At 58.3% G+C, this 20,832-nt stretch carries 18 protein-coding genes; 14 read left to right on the top strand and 4 right to left on the bottom strand.

The features are described 5' to 3' along the window. Positions 1-201 precede the first annotated feature (201 nt). From kdpB to IFT84_RS08395, 5 genes are all read left to right on the top strand, one after another. Positions 202-2,271 carry a potassium-transporting ATPase subunit KdpB gene (gene kdpB, locus IFT84_RS08415; RefSeq protein ID WP_192118232.1) on the top strand — a complete coding sequence of 690 codons (2,070 nt, stop codon included), beginning with the start codon at positions 202-204 and terminating at the stop codon, positions 2,269-2,271. Between the two features lie 110 nt (positions 2,272-2,381). Further along, positions 2,382-4,058: a potassium-transporting ATPase subunit KdpA gene (gene kdpA, locus IFT84_RS08410; protein ID WP_192118230.1), complete on the top strand. Its 1,677-nt coding sequence runs from the start codon at positions 2,382-2,384 to the stop codon at positions 4,056-4,058. A 12-nt stretch (positions 4,059-4,070) separates the two neighbouring features. After that, a complete protein-coding gene (locus IFT84_RS08405) occupies positions 4,071-4,631 on the top strand; it encodes a potassium-transporting ATPase subunit C (protein ID WP_192118228.1) in 561 nt (186 codons plus the stop codon). Between the two features lie 57 nt (positions 4,632-4,688). Beyond that, positions 4,689-7,388, top strand: a complete 2,700-nt coding sequence (locus IFT84_RS08400; RefSeq protein WP_192118226.1) for a sensor histidine kinase — start codon at positions 4,689-4,691, stop codon at positions 7,386-7,388. Next, positions 7,385-8,077, top strand: coding sequence for a response regulator transcription factor (locus IFT84_RS08395; RefSeq protein ID WP_192118224.1), 693 nt, complete (start codon positions 7,385-7,387; stop codon positions 8,075-8,077). Before IFT84_RS08400 ends, IFT84_RS08395 begins: the two co-directional genes overlap by 4 nt. Here IFT84_RS08395 and IFT84_RS08390 read toward each other — a convergent pair. Both IFT84_RS08390 and IFT84_RS08385 read right to left on the bottom strand, forming a co-directional pair. Beyond that, complete coding sequence (locus IFT84_RS08390; RefSeq protein WP_192118223.1) at positions 8,074-9,225, bottom strand: alpha-hydroxy acid oxidase; 1,152 nt, start codon at positions 9,223-9,225, stop codon at positions 8,074-8,076. The two genes, IFT84_RS08395 and IFT84_RS08390, sit on opposite strands and share 4 nt — an antisense overlap. Before the next feature lie 80 nt (positions 9,226-9,305). Then, positions 9,306-9,962, bottom strand: coding sequence for a helix-turn-helix domain-containing protein (locus IFT84_RS08385; RefSeq protein ID WP_342212846.1), 657 nt, complete (start codon positions 9,960-9,962; stop codon positions 9,306-9,308). Between the two features lie 256 nt (positions 9,963-10,218). Here IFT84_RS08385 and dapA point away from each other — a divergent pair, with 256 nt between their 5' ends. From dapA to IFT84_RS08350, 7 genes are all read left to right on the top strand, one after another. After that, positions 10,219-11,118, top strand: coding sequence for a 4-hydroxy-tetrahydrodipicolinate synthase (gene dapA, locus IFT84_RS08380; protein WP_192118222.1), 900 nt, complete (start codon positions 10,219-10,221; stop codon positions 11,116-11,118). A gap of 12 nt (positions 11,119-11,130) precedes the next feature. Beyond that, entirely contained in the window at positions 11,131-12,549 is a 1,419-nt protein-coding gene (locus IFT84_RS08375) for an FAD-binding oxidoreductase (RefSeq protein WP_192118221.1), read from the top strand. Positions 12,550-12,630: 81 nt separating this feature from the next. Beyond that, entirely contained in the window at positions 12,631-13,485 is an 855-nt protein-coding gene (locus IFT84_RS08370; RefSeq protein WP_192118220.1) for a transporter substrate-binding domain-containing protein, read from the top strand. 58 nt (positions 13,486-13,543) lie between these two features. Further along, positions 13,544-14,206, top strand: coding sequence for an amino acid ABC transporter permease (locus IFT84_RS08365; RefSeq protein WP_192118219.1), 663 nt, complete (start codon positions 13,544-13,546; stop codon positions 14,204-14,206). Positions 14,207-14,213: 7 nt separating this feature from the next. Continuing rightward, complete coding sequence (locus tag IFT84_RS08360) at positions 14,214-14,984, top strand: amino acid ABC transporter ATP-binding protein (RefSeq protein ID WP_192118218.1); 771 nt, start codon at positions 14,214-14,216, stop codon at positions 14,982-14,984. Positions 14,985-15,130: 146 nt separating this feature from the next. Next, positions 15,131-16,012 carry a GGDEF domain-containing protein gene (locus IFT84_RS08355; RefSeq protein WP_192118216.1) on the top strand — a complete coding sequence of 294 codons (882 nt, stop codon included), beginning with the start codon at positions 15,131-15,133 and terminating at the stop codon, positions 16,010-16,012. Beyond that, positions 16,012-16,548, top strand: a complete 537-nt coding sequence (locus IFT84_RS08350; RefSeq protein ID WP_192118214.1) for an MAPEG family protein — start codon at positions 16,012-16,014, stop codon at positions 16,546-16,548. The genes IFT84_RS08355 and IFT84_RS08350 overlap by 1 nt, the downstream gene beginning before the upstream one ends. Positions 16,549-16,565: 17 nt before the next feature. On the opposite strand, the gene IFT84_RS08345 is transcribed toward IFT84_RS08350, so the two are convergent. Next, on the bottom strand, positions 16,566-17,465 hold the full coding sequence (locus tag IFT84_RS08345; RefSeq protein ID WP_192118212.1) for a LysR family transcriptional regulator: 900 nt from the start codon (positions 17,463-17,465) through the stop codon (positions 16,566-16,568). Between the two features lie 145 nt (positions 17,466-17,610). Between IFT84_RS08345 and IFT84_RS08340 the strand changes: the two genes are divergently transcribed. Together IFT84_RS08340 and IFT84_RS08335 are read left to right on the top strand one after the other, a co-directional pair. Beyond that, a complete protein-coding gene (locus IFT84_RS08340) occupies positions 17,611-18,399 on the top strand; it encodes a class I SAM-dependent methyltransferase (RefSeq protein WP_192118210.1) in 789 nt (262 codons plus the stop codon). Next, a complete protein-coding gene (locus IFT84_RS08335; protein ID WP_192118208.1) occupies positions 18,396-19,040 on the top strand; it encodes a pyridoxine/pyridoxamine 5'-phosphate oxidase in 645 nt (214 codons plus the stop codon). The genes IFT84_RS08340 and IFT84_RS08335 overlap by 4 nt, the downstream gene beginning before the upstream one ends. Before the next feature lie 22 nt (positions 19,041-19,062). Here the strand turns inward: IFT84_RS08335 and dhaL are convergent, their stop codons facing one another. Then, entirely contained in the window at positions 19,063-20,832 is a 1,770-nt protein-coding gene (dhaL, locus tag IFT84_RS08330; RefSeq protein ID WP_192118206.1) for a dihydroxyacetone kinase subunit DhaL, read from the bottom strand.

Raw genomic sequence — 20,832 nt, 5'->3', positions numbered from 1 at the left:
TCATAACGGCTTACCTGGCCTACGCCCTATGGCGGCCCGAGCGATTTTAAGGTCGTTCTCGTCCCGGCGGCCCGTCGAGCGCGCCACATCCTTTTTCAAACTGATCACCATACAGGCACAACGGGCGTCGCGGCGCTTACCGGGCGCGTGGCAGCAGCCCATGGACCATTGTCCTATCAACCATTCACATCGGGGTCTCCTATGAGTCAGCCCACATCCGCGAGTGTTCTTGATACTCGCATTCTTATTCCTGCCATTGGCGGTGCCTTTGTCAAACTCGATCCACGCACGCTGGCCCGAAACCCGGTCATGTTCGTCGTCGCTGTCGTTTCACTGCTGACAACAATCCTGTTTTTCAAGGACCTGATAACCGGTGCCGAGGGACTGGGTTTTTCGTTCCAGATCATTCTCTGGCTTTGGTTTACCGTGCTGTTTGCCAACTTTGCAGAGGCCGTTGCGGAAGGGCGTGGCAAGGCACAGGCGGAGTCGCTGCGCCGCACTCGCTCACAAACCCAGGCGAAGCTGCTCCTGAACGCCGACGGTCGCGACTGGAAGGATGTTCCCGGCGATTCTTTGAAAGTAAATGATGTCGTCCTTGTGGAAGCAGGCGATATCATCCCGTCCGATGGTGAGATTGTCGAAGGCATTGCTTCGGTCAATGAAGCTGCCATCACGGGCGAATCCGCTCCGGTCATTCGTGAGTCGGGCGGCGACCGATCAGCGGTGACGGGCGGCACACAGGTTCTGTCGGATTGGATCAAGGTCAGAATTACCGCTGCCGCCGGATCCACCTTTATCGACCGCATGATCGCGCTTGTCGAAGGTGCCGAGCGTCAGAAGACACCCAACGAAATCGCTCTGAATATTCTTCTCGCCGCGATGACGCTGATCTTTGTCATGGCGACGGCAACCATCCCGGCCTTCGCGAGCTATGCGGGCGGCGCTATTCCCATCATCGTGCTGGTTGCCCTTTTCGTAACGCTGATACCCACAACCATCGGCGCTCTGTTGTCGGCCATCGGTATTGCCGGTATGGACCGCCTTGTGCGCTTCAACGTACTGGCCATGTCGGGCCGGGCTGTCGAGGCTGCGGGCGACATCGATACCTTGCTGCTCGACAAAACCGGCACCATCACGCTCGGCAACCGTCAGGCGACGGAATTCCGTCCAGTCACGGGCGTGAGCGAGCAGGAGCTGGCCGATGCAGCACAGTTGGCGTCCCTTGCGGACGAAACGCCGGAAGGGCGCTCCATCACGGTGCTGGCAAAGGAAAAATACGGCATCCGTGCCCGTGACATGACCGGCCTGAACGCCACATTCGTACCGTTCACGGCACAAAGCCGGATGTCGGGTGTGGACCTCGAGGGCGCGTCGATCCGCAAGGGTGCGGTTGATTCAGTCCTCAAATACCTCCAGTCCCGATCCATGGCTGGCGGTAGTGCATTGCCCGAGGCTGTTGCCCGAGAGGGGCAGGCCATTGCCGATACCATTGCCAGGGAAGGCGGTACACCGCTCGCCGTGGCACGGGATGGGCAATTGCTCGGCGTCATTCATCTCAAGGATATCGTCAAGGGCGGTATAAAGGAGCGCTTTGCCGAACTGCGCCGGATGGGTATCCGCACTGTGATGATCACCGGCGACAATCCCATGACTGCTGCCGCCATTGCGGCGGAAGCGGGTGTCGATGATTTTCTCGCTCAGGCAACGCCCGAAAACAAGCTGCACCTGATCCGCGAGGAGCAGGCCAAAGGCAAACTGGTGGCCATGTGTGGCGATGGCACCAATGACGCGCCAGCGCTTGCGCAGGCTGATGTGGGTGTGGCCATGAATACCGGCACGGTTGCCGCGCGCGAAGCCGGGAACATGGTGGATCTCGACAGCGATCCCACCAAGCTGATTGAAATCGTGGAGATCGGCAAGCAATTGCTGATGACCCGTGGCTCGCTGACGACATTCTCAATCGCCAACGATGTGGCAAAGTATTTTGCCATCCTCCCGGCCATGTTCGTCGTGCTTTACCCTCAGCTCGACAGCCTCAACATTATGCGGCTGTCGACGCCGCAGAGCGCCATTCTGTCAGCCATCATCTTCAACGCTCTCATCATCATCGCCCTCATTCCGCTGGCGCTGAAGGGTGTGGCCTACAAGGCAATCGGCGCCGGGCCGCTGCTTCGCCGAAACCTGCTGATCTACGGCCTTGGCGGTCTGATCGTGCCGTTCATCGGCATCAAGCTCATCGACATGGTTGTTTCGGCCCTCCATCTCGCCTGATCGGATCAACGATATGACACTCCTCACCCTCATCCTCGGCCTTGCCGTCTTCGGACTGCTGTTTGCCTTGGCATCTGCCCTCGATAAGGCCTGATGCCGGAGATATCCAAATGGTACAAGCAATTCTCTTTGTCGTCATGATTATCGCAGGCACGGCGCTCCTGTCCTGGCCGCTCGGCCGTTATCTGGCCTGGGCGATGGACCCGGCTGCGGGCAGGAAGGACCGCAATGGCTTCACCGGTCTGTTCCAGGCCATCGGCGGCTCCGCATCCACCGGCGATCAGACCTGGAAGGCGTATGTGTTCTCGCTTCTGGGTTTCAACATCGTCATGTTCATGGTGGTTTTCGCTGTTCTGGCCTTTCAGCAAGACCTGCCGTTCAACCCGGATGGGAAACAGGCACTGGAAGGCAGCCTGATCTACAACACTGCCGCGTCGTTCACATCCAACACAAACCTCCAGCATTACTCCGGCGAAGTCTCGATGAGCTATCTGTCGCAACTGGCTGGCCTGATGTGGCTGCAGTTCGTATCGGCAGCCGTTGGACTGGCGGCGCTGGCAGCACTGGCGCGTGGCCTTGCGGGCCGTGCGCTTGGAAACTTCTTTGTTGATGTGCAACGCGCCACCTTCCTTGTCTTGCTGCCGCTTGCGCTCATTGTGTCCATCCTTCTGTTATTGACCGGGCTCCCCATGACATTTGAAGGGTCCATCGTCGCAACCACGCTGGAAGGTGTGCAGCAGACGATTGCGCGGGGCCCCGTGGCCGCTTTCGTGGCCATCAAGCAGCTGGGCACCAATGGCGGCGGCTTCTTTGGCCCCAACAGTGCGCATCCGCTGGAAAATCCGACATTCTGGTCGAACGTGGTTCAGACAGTGTCCATTATCCTCATCCCGATGGCGTGTGTCTGGATGTTCGGCCGTATCATCGGTCGCACGAAGCACGCTGCCGTGCTGTTTGCGGTTATGCTGGTTCTGATGGGGGCTCGCGTCGTGGCGTCCGTCGGGTTTGAGGCTGAACCGACACATGCGTTCGCATCACTGCCCATTACACAGGATGTGGGCAATCTCGAAGGAAAGGAACTGCGTTTCGGCGCGGCTGCGGGTCCGCTCTGGTCGGTGGTCACCACCTCCACCAGCAACGGCTCCGTCAACGCCATGCACGACAGCCTCAATCCGCTGACCGGTATGATGCCGATGATAGGCATGTGGCTGAATGAAGACTTTGGCGGTGTCGGCGTCGGCATGGTCAATATGTTCATGTATATCATCGTGGGTGTCTTCATCGCCGGTATGATGATTGGCCGCACGCCGGAATATCTCGGCTGGCGCGTCGAAGCCAAGGAAGTTAAATTTGCCATGTTGGGCCTTCTGTCCCATGGCTTCTTCATCCTCGTTGGCACGGCAATCTTTGCGGTCACGCCATGGGGTGCCGATACGCTCGCCAACACCGGCCCACATGGTTTCAGTGAAATTCTCTATGAGTTTACATCCGCAGCTGCCAACAATGGCTCCGGTTTCGAGGGCCTTGGCGACAACACGGTTGCCTGGAACATTGCCACTGGCACGGTGATGCTGCTTGCACGCTTCATCCCGATCATTCTGCCCCTGGCAATCGTTGGTTCGCTATCGGCCAAACGTCGCGCCACCGAATCCAGCGGAACGCTGTCGGTCGAAGACGGGACCTTTGCCGGCATGTTGACGGCCACCGTAATTATCGTGGGTGCACTGACCTTCTTTCCCGCCGCCACCCTCGGCCCGATTGCCGAACACGTCATGTTTATGAACTAAGGACGATCGATTATGAAAACGTTTCTCGCAAGTCTGCGCATCACGCTCGCATCCATGGTGCTCTGCGTGTGTGGATATACCGGGGTGGTCTGGGCCATTGGCCGGGCTGTGACGCCACAAACGGCTGACGGCTCCCTTATCAGGACGCCGGATGGAAAGGTGGTTGGCAGCAGGCAGATCGCGCAGGCCTTCACCCAGCCGCGGTACTTCTGGCCTCGCCCATCGGCAGTTGATTTCAATGGCGCGGGCGCCGGGGGCTCCAACAAATCGCCAACCAGCACAGATTTGACGGACCGCGCCGCACAGACGGTGGCCGCCTACGGGGCGACTGCTGACAACCCGCTTCCTGCCGAGCTTGCCGCAGCCTCCGGCGCAGGACTGGACCCGCATATCACCGAACGGGCGGCGCGCTATCAGGCCCAACGCATCGCGCAGGCTCGCAACATGCCCGTCGACGTCGTGAGTGATGTGATCGAGCGAACTGCTTTTGCACCCGGCGGGCCCTTCACGCCCGAAAGGCTGGTGAACGTGCTGGACATGAACCTTGCACTGGACAAGTTGGGTACACGCTGAAATGACAAGGGAGACGGCAGCTGCCATGTATGAGCTGCCGTCTGCGTGGAGCTGACTATGGCCAATGACACGGAAACCAGATGGCAACGCCGCCCGTCTCCGGAAGCGCTTCTGGAGCAGGCGGATCAGGAAAGCCGTGGCAAACTGAAGATCTTTCTTGGCGCGGCACCGGGCGTCGGCAAGACCTATGAAATGCTCATGTCGGCCAGAGCGCGCAAGGCAGAAGGGTGCGATGTCGTCATCGGCCTTGTCGAAACACACGGCCGACGCGAAACCGAAGGCCTTGTGCACGGGCTTGAGACCGTGGCGCGCAGTTCCACTGTCTACAAAGGGCAGGCACTGGGTGAGATGGACCTCGATGGCATTCTTGCGCGCCATCCCGCTCTGGTGCTCGTTGATGAACTCGCCCATACCAACGCGCCCGGCAGCCGCCATCCCAAGCGCTATCTGGATGTGCTGGAGCTACTGACCAACGGCATCGATGTGTATACGACCCTCAACATCCAGCATGTTGAAAGCCTGAACGACATCGTTGCCCAGATTACCCGCATCCGGGTTCGCGAAACCGTGCCGGATTCCATTATCGATCGCGCCGACGAAATCGAGATTGTCGATATAACGCCGCAGGACCTGATCAAGCGGCTGCAGGATGGCAAGGTCTACCTTCCCAAAACAGCGCGGCGTGCCATGGAGAATTACTTCTCACCCGGCAACCTCACTGCCCTGCGAGAACTGGCCTTGCGCAGAACCGCCCAGCGCGTGGATGACCAGTTGTTGAACCATATGCAGGCGCATGCGATTTCCGGCCCCTGGGCGGCGGGTGAACGCATTCTGGTCTGTCTGGACCACGGTCGCAATGCCGCAGCCCTTGTGCGCTACGCCCGACGGCGGGCCGAGAGGCTGCGCGCACCCTGGACCGCCATTTATTTGGAAACACCCAGAGCTGCCTTTCTTGCCGATGCCGACAAGGATCGTCTGGCGGCCTCCATGCGGCTCGCCGAGCAATTGGGTGCTGAAACCATCACGCTTCCCGCCGCTCATATATCCCGGGAACTGATTGCCTATGCCAATGCCAATAATTTCAACCATCTGATTATTGGAAAGTCTGACAAACCGCGCTGGAGGGAAATTCTACAGGGTTCCGTCACCCATGACCTGATCCGGCATTGCGGCGCGATCAGCGTGCACATCCTGTGCGGTGGTGCGGATGAAGTGGTGTCGAGGGGCGTTCGGACTGTTTCCTCCGCCCGCAAGTTCAAGCCTAAAAACTACCTTTTCGGCGTCGCTTTCGTGTCGCTCGCAGTCATCTTCGGCATCCTGCTGGAACAGGCGCTGAATGTTCAAAATCTTGCGCTCGTCTTTCTCATGGGTGTTCTTGCCGCAACGGTCAGAGGGGGGCTTGGCCCCGGCATCTTCGCCTCGGTCCTTAGTGCCGTCGCGTTCAACTTTTTCTTTCTGGAACCGCGCTACACCTTGACCATTCGCGATCTGGAAAGCGTTGTGGCGCTTCTGTTTTTTCTTGGCACCGCGCTGGTGTCCAGCAATCTGACGGCGGCTGTCCAACGACAGGCAACGGCGGCCCGGCAGCGCGCGCGAACGACCGAGGACCTCTATCTTTTCTCACGAAAATTGGCGGGGACCGGGACGCTTGATGACGTCCTGTGGGTAACAGCCTACCAGATTGCATCCATGCTGAAGGTCCGCGTGGTCGTTCTGCTGCCGCAAGACGGTACGCTTGCCGTGAGAGCCGGCTATCCCCCGGATGACACGCTGCTGGACGCCGATATCGCAGCCGCCAAATGGGCTTGGGAACACGACCGACCGGCGGGCCGGGCTGCCGACACGTTGCCGGGCGCCAGACGGCTGTACCTGCCCTTGAGAACCGGACGCGGCGTCATTGGCGTGATCGGACTGGACAACGACCGGCAGGGGCCGATGCTGAACGCCGATGAACAGCGCCTGTTTGACGCCCTTGCCGATCAGGCCGCTCTTGCTATCGAGCGCATCCATCTCGTTGCCGATGTGGAAACGGCCAGACTTGCCGCCGAAACAGATCGGCTGAAAGCCGCGCTGCTCACCTCCATTTCTCACGATCTCAAGACGCCGCTGGCCGCAATTCTCGGCTCGGCGGACGCGATCAAGGATTTCGGAAACGCGCTTTCAGACGCGGCAAAGGACGAGTTGCTGACGACGATTATTGATGAATCGGAGCGGCTGAACCGCTTCATTGCCAATCTGCTCGACATGACGCGCATCGGCTCCGGTGCCATGGAGCCAAACTCTGCGTTGCACTATGTCGGTGACATCGTGGGATCGGCGCTGGCGCGTTCGACCAAGATAACGGCGGGTCATTCGATTGCCGTGTCAATACCCGATGATCTGCCAATGGTGAAGGTTGATCCCGTTCTGTTTGAGCAAGTGCTGTTCAATCTGATTGACAACGCAGCCAAATACGCGCCTGAGGCGACAGCGATCCACATTGACGCAACGGCCACCGATACGCATATCCGGCTGCGGGTGATTGACGAAGGGCAGGGTATTCCGTCTGGTGATCTGGAGAGAATATTCGACAGTTTCTATCGCGTGCGCAAGATTGATCACATCAAGGCTGGTACAGGTCTTGGCCTGTCCATTTGCAGAGGGTTTGTCGAGGCGATGGGTGGCAGTATCACGGCGACGAACAGAACGGACAGGCCCGGCGCGATTTTCATCATCGACCTGCCGAAGCCGCTGGAAACGCAAAAGGTATCGTTATGACCCAACCCGGCCTCAGAATTTTGGTGATCGACGACGAGACACCCATTCGCAGGCTGCTAGATGTCGGCTTGTCGTCTCAGGGCTTTGTCGTTCAGGGTGCGCCCAATGCACAAACCGCCATTCAAATGGCGTCAACGCAGCCTCCGGACCTCGCCTTGCTCGACCTTGGGCTTCCCGATATGGGCGGACAGACACTGTTGGCAAAATGGCGTGCAGACAAGGTCTCTTTCCCTGTCATCATCCTGTCAAGCCGGACGGATGAGGCCGGGATCGTTCAGGCCCTGGAACTCGGCGCGGATGATTACGTGACAAAGCCCTTCGGCATGAACGAATTGGTCGCCCGCATTCGTCTTGCGCTTCGCCACCGGCTTCAGACGCAAGGCGAAAATGCGGTGTTCACGTCCGGTGATCTTTCCGTCGATCTGGTGAAAAGACGGGTGAAGGTGAGTGGCACCGAGGTAAAGTTGACACCGAAGGAATATGAGATTCTTCGGCTGCTGGTGCAACATGCGGGCCGCGTACTGACCCACCGTTTCATCCTCGAAAAGGTTTGGGGTGAAATCGCCGACGTCCAGTACCTGCGCGTCTACGTTCGGCAGTTGAGGCAGAAGATTGAAAAAAGCCCGGATCAGCCTCACCACATCCTGACCGAAACGGGCGTCGGCTATCGTTTGGCGGATATTGCCTAAGGACCGCGATGGTCAAAGATTTCGCAGTCCTGCGCCGTCTTGCGACCGAGCAGGGCCAGTGTCAGATCGATCTCGTTGCGCAGCATGGCGAGCAGAGCATCGGCGCCGGTCTCGCCGCGCGCAGCAAGGCCCCAAAGCGGCAATCTCCCGGTCATCACGGCCTTTGCACCCAGAGCAATATATTTGATGATATCGCTTCCCCGCTGGACACCGCTGTCGGCAATGATGTCGAGCTTATCCGCAAATCCATCGGCAATCTTCGGCAGAATTTCCACCGGTGATGGCAGCACATCGAGATTGCGGGCACCGTGTGACGAGACGACGATTCCGTCCGCACCGGCGGCGTGGCATCGTTCGGCATCTGCGACGCTGAGAATGCCCTTAATAACGAGCTTTCCCGTCCACAAGCGTCGCAGTTCGCGGATATCCTCCCAGTTCAAATGGTTTTCCAACCGGACACGTTCGGCAAGCTGTGCTCGTGTGACGGAGCTGCGAAACTCCTCCGGATAATGGCCGTAGGTGGGCATTCCCGTCGTCGCCATGTATCGCAGCAAAACGCCGATCAGCCAACGCGGATGGGACAGGACATCGAAACCGAGACGCGCCGAATACTGGATCGGAATTGCGAAGCCATTTCGCTGGTTGTACTCCCGTTTGGGCCCTGCGGGCGTGTCGGCGGTAACAACGAGGGTATCCACGCCTGCCATTCGGACCCGTTCGAGCAGGGATGCCGTAAGCGCGCGGTCCTTCCACAGGTAGAGCTGAAACCAGAGGTTTGCGGCGGGACATCCCGATCGAATGTCTTCAATCGTTGCTACGGACTGGGTGCTGACGCATGTGGGAATGCCCATGCGTTCGGCAGCCCGCGCGATCTTGATTTCACCGTTATGGGAGACCATTCCAGCCAGCGCTGTGGGGGCGATGATAACGGGTATCGCCATCCTCTGACCCAGGACATCGGCGGTCAAATCCCGATCCGTATGGCCCGTCAGAACGCTGGGAACCAGACGGACCGCGTCCAGGGTATCACGCAGTTTTCGAAGCGCATTCTCGTCCTCCGCGCCACGGTCGATATAGTCGAATAACGCCTTTGGAAGAAAGCGGCGGGCAGCCGCACGATAATCGTGTGCATTCAGGAGATGCGGCATGACAGGCAAACCCCGCTAGAGCATGTCCAGCAAACGCGAAATCGCTTTTGCGTCTGGACAATGCGGCAAAACAAGAAGCTCTAGGCCAGAGCCAGAACCCAGAGAACCTTGGCGTCGGTTGGCCCGGCAGAGGTCCAGGCATGTTCCACATTGGCGTCGTAATAAAACGAGTCACCCTGATTGAGGGTGAGCGGCTCATACAGCTTGCTGTGCACGATCAAGGTCCCCTCCAGAACGGTCAGGAAAATTTCCGCGTCGGAATTTGCCCATGCCTGATAGTCATCCGTCGACCGTGCCGAAACGTTGGTCACCATCGGGGTCATCTTTTTGTTGCGCAGGTCGGAGCAGAGAAAATTGTTCGAACACGTGTTCGTTTCATGAACTTTGCCGCTGCCGGACCGCGTTATGCTGCGGCGACCATAGGTATTGGGCGTGGTCGGCGGTTCGTTAAGAAACTCCATGACATCCATTCCCAGACCGTGCGCTATGCGCTGGAGGGTGCCAATCGTCGGAGACAGATCGTTACGTTCTATCTTGGAAAAGGCCGAGGCCGAAACACCGGTTGCCTTGCTCAGGTCATGCAGTGTCATTTTCCGGCTTTTTCTGATTTCACGCAGGCGGGCACCAATATCGACAGCACTGAAAACCTGCTCCCGGGCGACGGCGCTTTCGTCCGTCTTGCGTCGAATCACCTCCTGAATGAACAGTTTCTGATCGTGAATAGGTTGACTTGCCACTATCTCATCCACTGCTTCTGACCCCCGTTCCAGATTCACACTATGCCATTGCCATCGACTGCTGCCCACGTATTACCGAATAGTGCATATTTTTCCTATAGTAAATTTATTTTCTCAATCGATTGACATGCACACCTTCGTCATCGATTATTGCCCTTGTGAAGCGATCAACACAACGAGAAAACCGGGGAACGGCCGCGATCACACAAGATTTCTTGCGTATTCGCGGCGGTCCCAGCCAGGGGCAATCAGATTTATGACACTATCCGCAGACAGCATTCGCGGCCTATACACGGCTATCGTGACACCGTTGAAGAGCGACAAGTCGGTCGATTTCGATGCGCTTAGAAAGCTCGTCCGCTATCAGTTGGACAGCGGCGCTTCCGGAGTGGTTCCAATCGGCGGGACCGGCGAATATCCTGCCTTTTCGCGCTCCGAGCGCAAGGCGATCGTTGAAGCCTGCGTGGAAGCAGCTAAGGGCAAGCCGGTTATCCCCGGCGTGGTTTCGCCCGGGTTTCAGGATGCGGTCGAGGCGGGCAAGGATTTTGCATCCGTCGGCGCATCGGGTGTCATGACGGTTACGCCCTATTACGCCACCGGAACGCAGGAGGCGATCCGCTCGTACTTCAAGGCTTATCGCCAGGAAGTCGACCTGCCGGTGCTTCTGTACCAGATTCCCTATCGTACCAATGTCTCTGTTAGCGCCGACACAATAGCCGGAATGGCAGAGGATGGGTCAATTGTCGGGATGAAATACTCCTCCTACGATGTCCCGGAATTTATCAAGACGGTTAAAGCCGCAGGCGACAAGATTGCCATTCTCAGCGGCGAAGAGCCTCTTTTCGCAACCCATGTTTCCCTTGGCGCCCGCGGCGGCGTGCTGGCATCGGCCACCATTTATCCCAAGGTCTGGGTCGAGATTTTCGAGCTGGCGGCACAAGGCAAGCTGCGCGATGCGCTCTCCCATCAGGAATCCGTGAACAGCATCGTCCAGACGTTGTTTCTGGAAACCAACCCCGGCCCGTTGAAAAAGTACATGGAACTGGTCGGTATGCCGGTCGGTAGTGTCAGGCTGCCGCTGCAGGACCCGAGTGAGGCAACGCTTGCCAAGCTGCAAAACCTTGCCAAGCAGGCACTGTCTGCCAAACTCGCCTGAGAAAGACGTTCAATGATTGATCGACTGCTGCACATTGTAGGGCCCAAAGGCGTCATCACGGATGCGACGGATATGCATCCCTACCTGACGGACTGGCGTGAAAGAAAGCATGGCAACGCACTCTGCGTCGTGCTTCCCGCCTCCACCGAGGAGGTATCGGCGGTCTTGAAGCTGGCGTTTGAGCTGCAGCAGCCGGTCTTTCCATTGGGCGGCAATACCGGCCTTTGCTACGGCGCTGTGCCGGAAAGCCGCAATGTGGACAAGCCCGGCATCGTTCTGTCGCTGCGCCGGATGAACCGCATCCGCGACATCGACGTCATATCGGATGTCATCACGGTTGATGCTGGCGCTATTCTGGCGGAGGTCCATCAGGCGGCGGACAATGTCGAGCGGCAGTTTCCCATGCATCTGGGAGCCGAAGGAAGCGCCCAGATCGGCGGCTTGATCTCCACCAATGCCGGGGGAACCGCCGTTGTGCGGTACGGCCCCATGCGTGATCTGGTTGCGGGTCTGGAAGTGGTTCTGGCCGATGGCCGTATTCTGAAAGATCTGGCAGCCCTGCGCAAAGACAATACCGGATACCAGCTGCGCCACCTCTTCATCGGTGCAGAAGGCACGCTCGGGGTCATCACCGGTGCCGCACTCAAGCTCTTCCCGAAACTGTCCAACAGCGCGCATGCATGGATCGACGTTGCCTCGCCAGCCGATGCGGTAAAATTGCTCTCTGCGTTTCGCGCGACGGCGGGCCAGTTCATCGAGGCTTTCGAACTGGTTTCGGCATCGCAGTTCGCGCTGGTGCAACGCCATGTCGACCGTGTCCGCATTCCGTTTTCAGCATTGCCGGAATGGTCCCTGATGGTGGAGCTCAGCACATCGGACGCCCACACCGATCTCGACGCGATGATGGGTGAGCTGCTGGAGGCAAGCTTTGAGGCGGGCCTGATCCGCGATGCGGTCGTTGCCTCGTCCAAGCAGCAGGCTGAGGAAATCTGGCACGTCCGGCACTCGGTTTCGGAAGCCAACAAGAAGGAAGGTGTCGGCATCGTCCATGACGTTGCCGTGCGCACCTCCTGCGTACCCGGTTTTATCGAGGCCGCCGACACAGTATCCGCAGAGCGTTTTCCGCAGGCTGTCACGCAGGTCGTCTGTCATCTGGGCGATGGCAATGTTCACTATATCCTGATGTTTCCACATGAGCATTGGGCAACGATCCCGGACAAGGACGCCTTTGCCCTTGACGTGGAGCGCGCCATTCACGACGTGGGAGCGCAGTTCGGCGGAACCTTCAGCGCTGAGCACGGTGTGGGACGGAAGCTGCCGGAAGAACTGGCGCGTCTCGCCGATCCGCTCCGCTACGACATGATGAAGAGCATCAAACAGCTCTTCGATCCGCAGAACCTGATGAATCCGGGCGTTTTACTGATGCCGTAATGCGTGTGGGCATTCGCCCATGCGTTTGTGACCGATGCCCGATGGGCAGGCGCAATAACCTAAGGAAAAAAGGGGAATAGCATGGTAACCAGACGAGAATTTGCCGGGCTTCTGGGCGGCGGCGCAATCGTGGCGGCGGCTGTCGGCGCAAGCTCGAAAGCCGCAAACGCACAGGCGGCGTCCGCAGCAACGACGACGTTCCAGCAGGTCATGAGCTCCAAGAAGCTGCGCATCGGCGGCGTACCGACGGGTGCGCCATGGACCGTACGGGACAGGGAAACCGGTCAATGGGGCGGCCAGTTCTACGATATCGGCAAGGCACTTGCCACCGATATGGAGGTTGAACTGGAGATGGTGGAAACAACCTGGGGCACGGGTATTCTCGATCTTCAGGCAAACAAGCTGGATGTCATGTTCGGCATGAACCCGACACCAAAGCGCGCTCTGGCGGTTGATTTTACCGTTCCTGTCTACAACAGCGCACTGACCGTCATCGCAAAGCCGGGCTTTGAGCCCAAGACGTGGGCTGATCTCAACAAGCCGGAGGTGAAACTGGTCGTTGATATGGGCTCGGCCCATGATCAGGTCGCGTCGCGGCTGTGCCCGAACGCGACGATCACGCGCCTGAAGACACTGGACGAAGCGACGATGGCTCTGTCCACCGGTCGGGCCGATGCTCAGGCCATCTTCTGGCAGGGCGGCGTCAAGGCCGTGAAGACCAATCCGCGCCTTGGCACGTGTATTGCGCCGTTGCCGCTGTTCGGCTCCACATCCAATGCTGCGGTTCGCCGCGAGACGGACAAGACGATGCGCGACTTCCTCAATACCTGGATCGTCTACGCTCAGGGGCTTGGCCTCGTTCGCGAAGCGGTGCTGAACAGCCTTCTGAAGGTTGATATCACTCTGGAAGACCTGCCCTCCGGCGTAACTTTCTGATGGACGAGATGGCGCGCGCAATGTGCGCGCGCCGGACTGAAGCAAAGGGCGAGACATCATGTATCAATGGGATTTCAGTATCCTCTGGAGCTATCGCGGGCTCCTCTTCGAAGGCACGCTGGTCACGATAGCGCTGACGGCGGCAGTCATCGTTCTTGGGCTGATGATTGGTCTTGTCGCAGGGCTGGCACAGCTCTCGCGTTTTGCAGCGCTGCGTTGGCTGTCCTGGGGATATATCGAACTGTTTCGCTGTACGCCTCTGCTGGTCCAGTTGCTCTGGTTCTACTATGCGCTTCCGCTTCTGATCGGGATCGAGATGACGGCCATAACGGCCTCGATCCTGACGCTGGCGCTGTATGGCGGATCGTTCTACGCCGAGGTGATCCGTGGCGGCATCCAGTCGATCGACACCGGCCAGCGCGAGGCCGGCCTTGCACTGGGCCTGACGTCCGGCAAGGTCATGCGCCGCATTGTCCTTCCACAGGCCGTCAAGCAGATGATCCCGCCTTTGATGAACCAGTCGATCATCCAGTTCAAGAATACGTCGCTCGTTTCGGTGCTTGCCGTGCCGGACCTGCTGTATCAGGGTCAGGCGGCCGCCACCGAAACCTACAGGCCGCTGGAAGTCTACACCGTCATTGCGATCATCTATTTCGTGGTTCTCGTGCCGCTGACAGCTATCGTCAAGAAAAGCGAAAAATCCCTGCGGGCAAGCGATTGAGGCTGATATGAGCACTGACAGCTACAAAATTGATATCAACGGGCTGAAGAAGCAATTCGGCGATCTGGTCGTTCTGCGGGACATTAATCTCAAGGTTCCAACCGGTGACGTGGTTGCCCTCATCGGCCCTTCGGGATCGGGCAAGTCCACCCTTCTGCGGTGCATGAACCTGCTGATCATTCCCGATGGCGGCACGGTGCAGATCGGCAAGGATGCGTTCTCCTTCGGCCCCGGCACACGCCTGCCGTCCGGCCAACAGCAGGCACGTTTCCGCATGGGCACGGGGATGGTGTTTCAGCACTTCAACCTCTTCCCGCACATGACTGTGCTTCAAAACGTCATGGAGGGGCCGGTATCAGCCAAAGGAACCCCCAAGGCTGAAGCCGCTGTATTGGCCCGCAAGCTGTTGGCGAAAGTCGGTCTGGCCGAAAAAGCCGACGTCTATCCGCAGCGCCTTTCCGGCGGACAAAAGCAGCGTGTGGCAATTGCCCGGGCGCTTGCGATGGAACCGGACGTGATGTTATTCGACGAGGCGACCTCTGCTCTCGACCCGGAACTGGTTTCCGAAGTTCTGTCTGTCATGAAAGATCTGGCGGCCGAGGGCATGACGATGATCATCGTTACCCACGAAATTGCGTTTGCGCGGGAAGTCGCAGATACCGTGGTGTTCATGCGCGATGGCGTGGTTGTCGAGGAGGGACCCGCTCGCACGGTGATCGACAATCCCGTGCAGGAAGCAACACGCTCGTTTCTCAAGCATTTTCATACGAGAAATTGAAGATCCACGACCTGTGGCGCAATCGTCGCCGCTTGTCTCTTTGATAAATAAGATATACTGCATATGATGCAGTATAATACTATTGATCTGTATGATGTTTGTTGTTGAACACACATTTCTAAGCCTGTATCGCACAGGCGACGGGAATGAAGAGTTCGAAAATGTACATCTACCGACGCATGCAAAAACTTCGTTGGCCGAAATCCTTTGTCGGTCGCATCCTGCTCGTTTGCTTCATCGGAACGCATGTGCCGCTGATCGGACTGGTTGTCTGGGCACTCGCCAAATCGAATCTGACAATATCCATCGAGGTTATCAGTGTCGTTCTGCTCGGAACCATCATCGGCACCGGTTTCACATTCGTGACACTGGCCGGAATGCTTGAGCCGCTGTTGCGATCGGCGAAGGCGCTGCAAGATTACTCCGACAAACATGTTCTACCACTTCTGCCCGTTCAATACGAAGACGAGGCGGGGCGTCTTATGGCTGGCGTGCAGCAGACACTGGAGCATCTTGATCAGGAACTGCTGACGATTACACGGGCTGCCTATACCGATGGCATGACCCACACGCTGAACCGGCGCTGGCTGAATGAAGTTGGACGTCCTGATTTCGAAACGGCAATCGAGAAGGGGTCGGACGCGGCGCTGATCCTTATCGATATTGACCGTTTCAAAACCATCAATGATGTTTGGGGCCACGCCGTCGGCGATCAGGCAATCATTGCGGTGTGCGAGGGATTGCGGGCTGCGACGTCCGGTGAGGACAAGGTCGTGCGCATCGGCGGTGATGAGTTTTGCATCATGAGCTTCGAGCACGCGGTTGATCTGGAATTGCTGACGTCCAGCATCCACGCCTCGGTTGGGCGATTGGTGACATCGCTTCCGCCGGATATTGAACTCACCATCAGTATGGGCGCTACGGCTTTAACCAAAACCGATAGGTCATTCATGGAGGTCTACCGGCGTGCCGACGCCAACCTCTATGAAGCCAAATCGCATGGCCGAAACCGAAGCGTCGTGCGATAATGGATACCTTGACCGCCGCGGAGTTTAAACGAGAGCAACGCGGTGTTTTGGTCGCGATGGGCTGCGCTTTGGTTCTGGTGGTCGCGGTGATGGCGGGTGTGGCCTTGCGGGATCATGCAACACCGGTTCTGATGTTTACAGACCGTTTGAAAGCCGTTCTATGCGTTGACCTGTTCGTCGTCATCTGGCTGGCAGCGGCAATTGGAAATGTAGCGCGCTACCGATTTTTCTCGTCGCAGGATATCGCCGGGAGCAGTTCCGGATCTGGCTCTGCAGATGTTCGGCAGGCAAGTGCGATTCTGCAGAATACCCTTGAGCAGACCGTTCTCGCGATCTTTACGCATATGGTCATCGTCGCAACATTTGACCACTCCGTCGCGCTGATAACAGCCATGACGTGCCTGTTTAGCGCTGGCCGATTTTTGTTCTGGGCAGGCTACCGATACGGCGCAAAAGGGCGGGCATTCGGCTTTGCAATGACGTTTTATCCGAACGTCCTTGGGCTTCTGGCGTGCCTTGCAGCGATGGTCATTTGACCATCACCGGACATTGTCTATAAGGCACCGCCTGGTTCGGCGGGATCCGATTGCTGAAAATGTTCGGCCTCCGCTTGAAGCCAATCGCAGAACAGGCTGGCCTTGCGATTGCGCCGTGAGCGACGCAGCGCCACGTAGCTATGACCGCTATCGATAAAGCCGAATGGGGCTACAAGCCTGTGCGCTTTGATGTCATCGGCCACATAGGGCCAAGGCGCGGCGCAGACCCCAAGTCCTGCCCGTGCCGCCTCCAGCATAAAATAAAAATGCTCATAATCGACCTTTGGACCTGCGGCAATCGAGCGTCCGGAGCGCGCCCGCCAGTCTGGCCACGCGCTGGGTCGTGTGCGGGTGTGCAGTTCGGGAAAGCCATGCAGACTTTCAACCTGTCCGGTGGCAGGCATTGCAGCCAGAACCGGGCCGATCTGTTCCGGAAAGAGCGCAATAACATCAGCACCTGCGGGCCAGGGAGGATCGCCCACCCGGATAGCCACGTCAAAACCATCGCGCTCGAAGTCCACGGGCTTGGATGACGCAGTCAGCCGCACATCGATGTTTGGGTAGTCCGTCTGAAACCGGTAAAGCCGTGGAATAAGCCACCGCATCGTGAACGTTCCCGGGCAGGAAACATCGAGCGGGCCTTCGTCGGTATCGGCAACCGAACGCACCGAAGCGTCAATCTGATCAAATGCAGTGCCCAGACCAGCCAGTAGCGTGACTCCCGCTTCAGTCAGCCGCAAACGGTTTTTCGGGCCTTCGAACAAAGGCACACCCAGAACAGCCTCGAGATTTTGGACCTGGCGGCTGATAGCGCTATGGGTCACGTTAAGCTCGATGGCCGCCAGCGTCATGCGCCCAAGCCGACCGGCGGCCTCAAAAGCGCGAAGAGCATTCAGGGAAGGTATATGTCGAGCCATGTGCGTTTTCCGAACAATGAATGTTCGATCATATCGGTTTCCATACCGCAAAAGATAGGGTTGTCTTCGCAGAGATCGCGTCAGGCACACCATTTGTGGACCTGACTCTGCGGTGAACTGCTCTTTCAATCAAGGGAAACGAACAATGGACACTCGACATGACGATGGCAGCGCTGGCGATGCCGATTATGGCATCATCGGCAAGGGCTATTCGAACTACCGCCAGCCGGACCCACATATTGCAGAGGTTATTCGACAGTCACTGGGCAATGCGAAGACGGTATTGAATGTTGGCGCTGGTGCCGGATCCTACGAGCCGGTCGATCGCGCCGTGACTGCTGTAGAACCATCAGCATCCATGCGGGCGCAACGCCCGGCGCATCTCCCCGTCGCAATCGATGCGGTTGCCGAGACCTTACCCTTTTCCGACCAAAGCTTCGACGCGAGCATGGCAACGTTCACCGTGCATCAATGGCCTGATCTGAAGGCCGGGCTGTTGGAAATGCGGCGTGTTACGCGCGGGCCGGTTCTCATCCTCACCTGCGATCCGAGCGAACTGACGCGTTGCTGGCTGAATGACTATGCGCCTGAAATGATCGCTGTCGAGGCCCGCCGCTATCCTGCGATTAGTACAATTGCGGAGGGATTGGGCGGTCATGTCGATAGTCTGTCTGTCCCTATACCACTCAGCTGCACCGATGGATTTAGCGAGGCCTATTACGGAAGACCCGAACGCCTGTTGGAGGCGGGAGCGCGGCTTGCCAATTCGGCATGGAGTTTTGTCGACCCGAGCGTCGGGGACCGGTTTGTGGCGGACCTCAGACGGGATCTTTCCGATGGTACCTGGGATGCGCGCTATGGCGGGCTGCGCAGACAGCCGTTCTTCGAAGGATCCCTTCGACTGATCGTCGCAAAACCGGGAGACAAACGATGAAAGACGTATTGCGTGCCCTGCCATCCCTGGCGGGCCCATTCCCGGATTTCGATATGACCACAACCCCTGCCGATCCCATTGAGCTCTTCGGCGTCTGGTTACAGGATGCGATCAATGCCGGCATTCAGGAGCCACACACGATGGTACTATCGACGGTAGACGAGACCGGCCAGCCGGATGCCCGCGTGCTCATTCTCAAAAACCTCGATGCAAGGGGTTGGCATTTCGCAACAACAGGCAATGGACCGAAGGGCGGCCAGATAGAAGCGAACCCCAACGTCTCTCTCACATTTTATTGGTCTCCGCTCGGTCGGCAGGTTCGTATCCGTGGCCGTGCCTTCAAGGCTGACGATCATGAGCGAGACGCCGACTTCTTAGCCCGATCCGCCGCAGCGAAAGCAAATGTTTTCGCCGGACGACAAAGCCAGCCCCTGTCATCAAGACAGGAACTGGCGGAAACTCTCGCTGCCTATGAGCGCGTCTTGGTTGAAACGCCGGACCGCGTTTCGTTAAATTGGGCGCTCTTTATCGTTTCACCGCATGAGGTCGAATTTTGGCAGGGGGCGAAAGACAGGCGACATCACCGGCTGCTGTACACGCGCGAGAATGCCATCTGGCGACGCGGGCAGTTGTGGCCATAATGGCACCCTTCGCGACAGCACGTTAAAGGGTTTCCGAGGATGACCATAGCGCTTCCAGAGCGCCTGTCATTGCATTGATCATCAGATAGGCTGACATTGCGCCCGGATCGATATGGCCGATGGATCGTTCGCCAAGCTTCGCAGAACGCCCGCGGGTACTCACAAGCCCTGCGGAATGGTGCGCGCCGGCCTTGGCTGCATCGCGTGCGGCTGTCAGAACCGCGAGTTCATCGCCGCCCGCCCGAGCCGCTTCGACTGCGGCCTCTGCGGCAGGCACCCAGGCGTCGACCATCGTTTTGTCGCCCGGTTTGGCTCCGCCCCGATCCAAAATTCCGTCCACCATGCCCTTGATCCAGGCTGCTGTTGCCGTGCCGTCCAAGTTTAAACGATCGGCGACGGCCTTTCCAGCGGCGCGCAAGGCGCTCGCATAGAGCGGCCCCGACGATGCGCCAACGGCGGTGAGAAACGCGTGGGCCATTCGCTCGCAGGTTTGGCTGATCACCTCGTCCTTGTCCCGGTCAGCAAACGCCTGACACACAGCAGTCCAGCCGATATCCATGGTAACGCCATGATCCCCGTCGCCCAGCACGCCATCAAGGCGGGATAAATGATCCTTCTCTGCGTGGATCGTATCGGCAACCGCCCGCATCATGCCAACAAAGATCGCGGGTGAGATGCGACCCGATGTTGCAAGCGTCTCACGCACTACCACCGCTTCTGCGTTGACGCTTTGCACCTTGCGTTCGAAGCGCGTTGCCGTCGGTTCCGGTGTCTTGATTGGTCCCACTGTCAGCGCGGGTGTGTGGCAGGGGTGGTCGAGCAGTTGCGTCAAACGATCGTCAAGCTTCAACAGTGTGACCGAGGCCCCCGCCATCTCCAGCGACGTTGTGTAATTACCAACCCAGTTGGCGTGGATAAGTATGCCTCTGGTTTGAAGGATCTGCTGGACACGACGGTACACCAGAAAGAGTTCTAGCTGCGTCGTTGCTCCCAAACCGTTAACCAGCACGGCCACCCGGTCGCCGCTCTTGAGGTCCAGTTCCTGCACAACCGGTTCCATCAACATATCGGTAACCGTGTCGGCAGGTGCCAATCTGGCGCGGCGCATTCCCGGCTCGCCATGGATACCCATGCCGATTTCCATATCTTCCGGGCCGATCTCGAAGTTCGGCGTCGCCGTTTGCGGCAATGAACATGCGCCGAGTGCGACGCCCATGGAACGGCACCGGTCATTGGCCAGAGTTGCTGCAGCATGGACGCTGTCAAGGCTTTCACCAAGACTGGCCGCTGCACCGGCACATTTAAAAACAAAGAAATCGCCAGCCACACCACGCCGTTCGCGATGCCGTTCAAGCGGTGCCGAAGCGATATCATCCGTTACCGCAAACTGCTTAACCGGCGTGCCTTCCGCAGCCAAGTCTTCCGAAGCCATTGTGAAGTTCAAAACATCACCGGTGTAGTTGCCGTAGAGAAACAGAACACCCTTTCCCCCGTCGGCGGCACGTCCGGCATCGAGAATATGCTCGGGTGATGGAGACGCAAAAACGTTTCCGACCGCAGCGGCATCGGCCAAACCCTGACCCACATACCCGAGAAACGCCGGTTCATGCCCTGAGCCTCCGCCGATGACGATACCGACTTTCCCGTCCCTCGGGCCATGACGTGCCACGACCGCGCGGCCTGTTGGACCTTCCACGGTCAGCAAATCCGAATGTGAACCCACGAACCCCTCTATAAATTCCGGGATGATGTTTTCGGGGGCGTTGATGAGCTTTTTTGTTTTGTGGATCAT

This window comes from Rhizobium sp. CFBP 8762, from assembly GCF_014841565.1.
In the GTDB taxonomy this organism is placed as follows: Bacteria; Pseudomonadota; Alphaproteobacteria; order Rhizobiales; family Rhizobiaceae; genus CFBP-8762.
The sequence above is the reverse complement of the archived record's forward strand: the minus strand, read 5'-3'. Positions and strand labels throughout refer to the sequence as shown.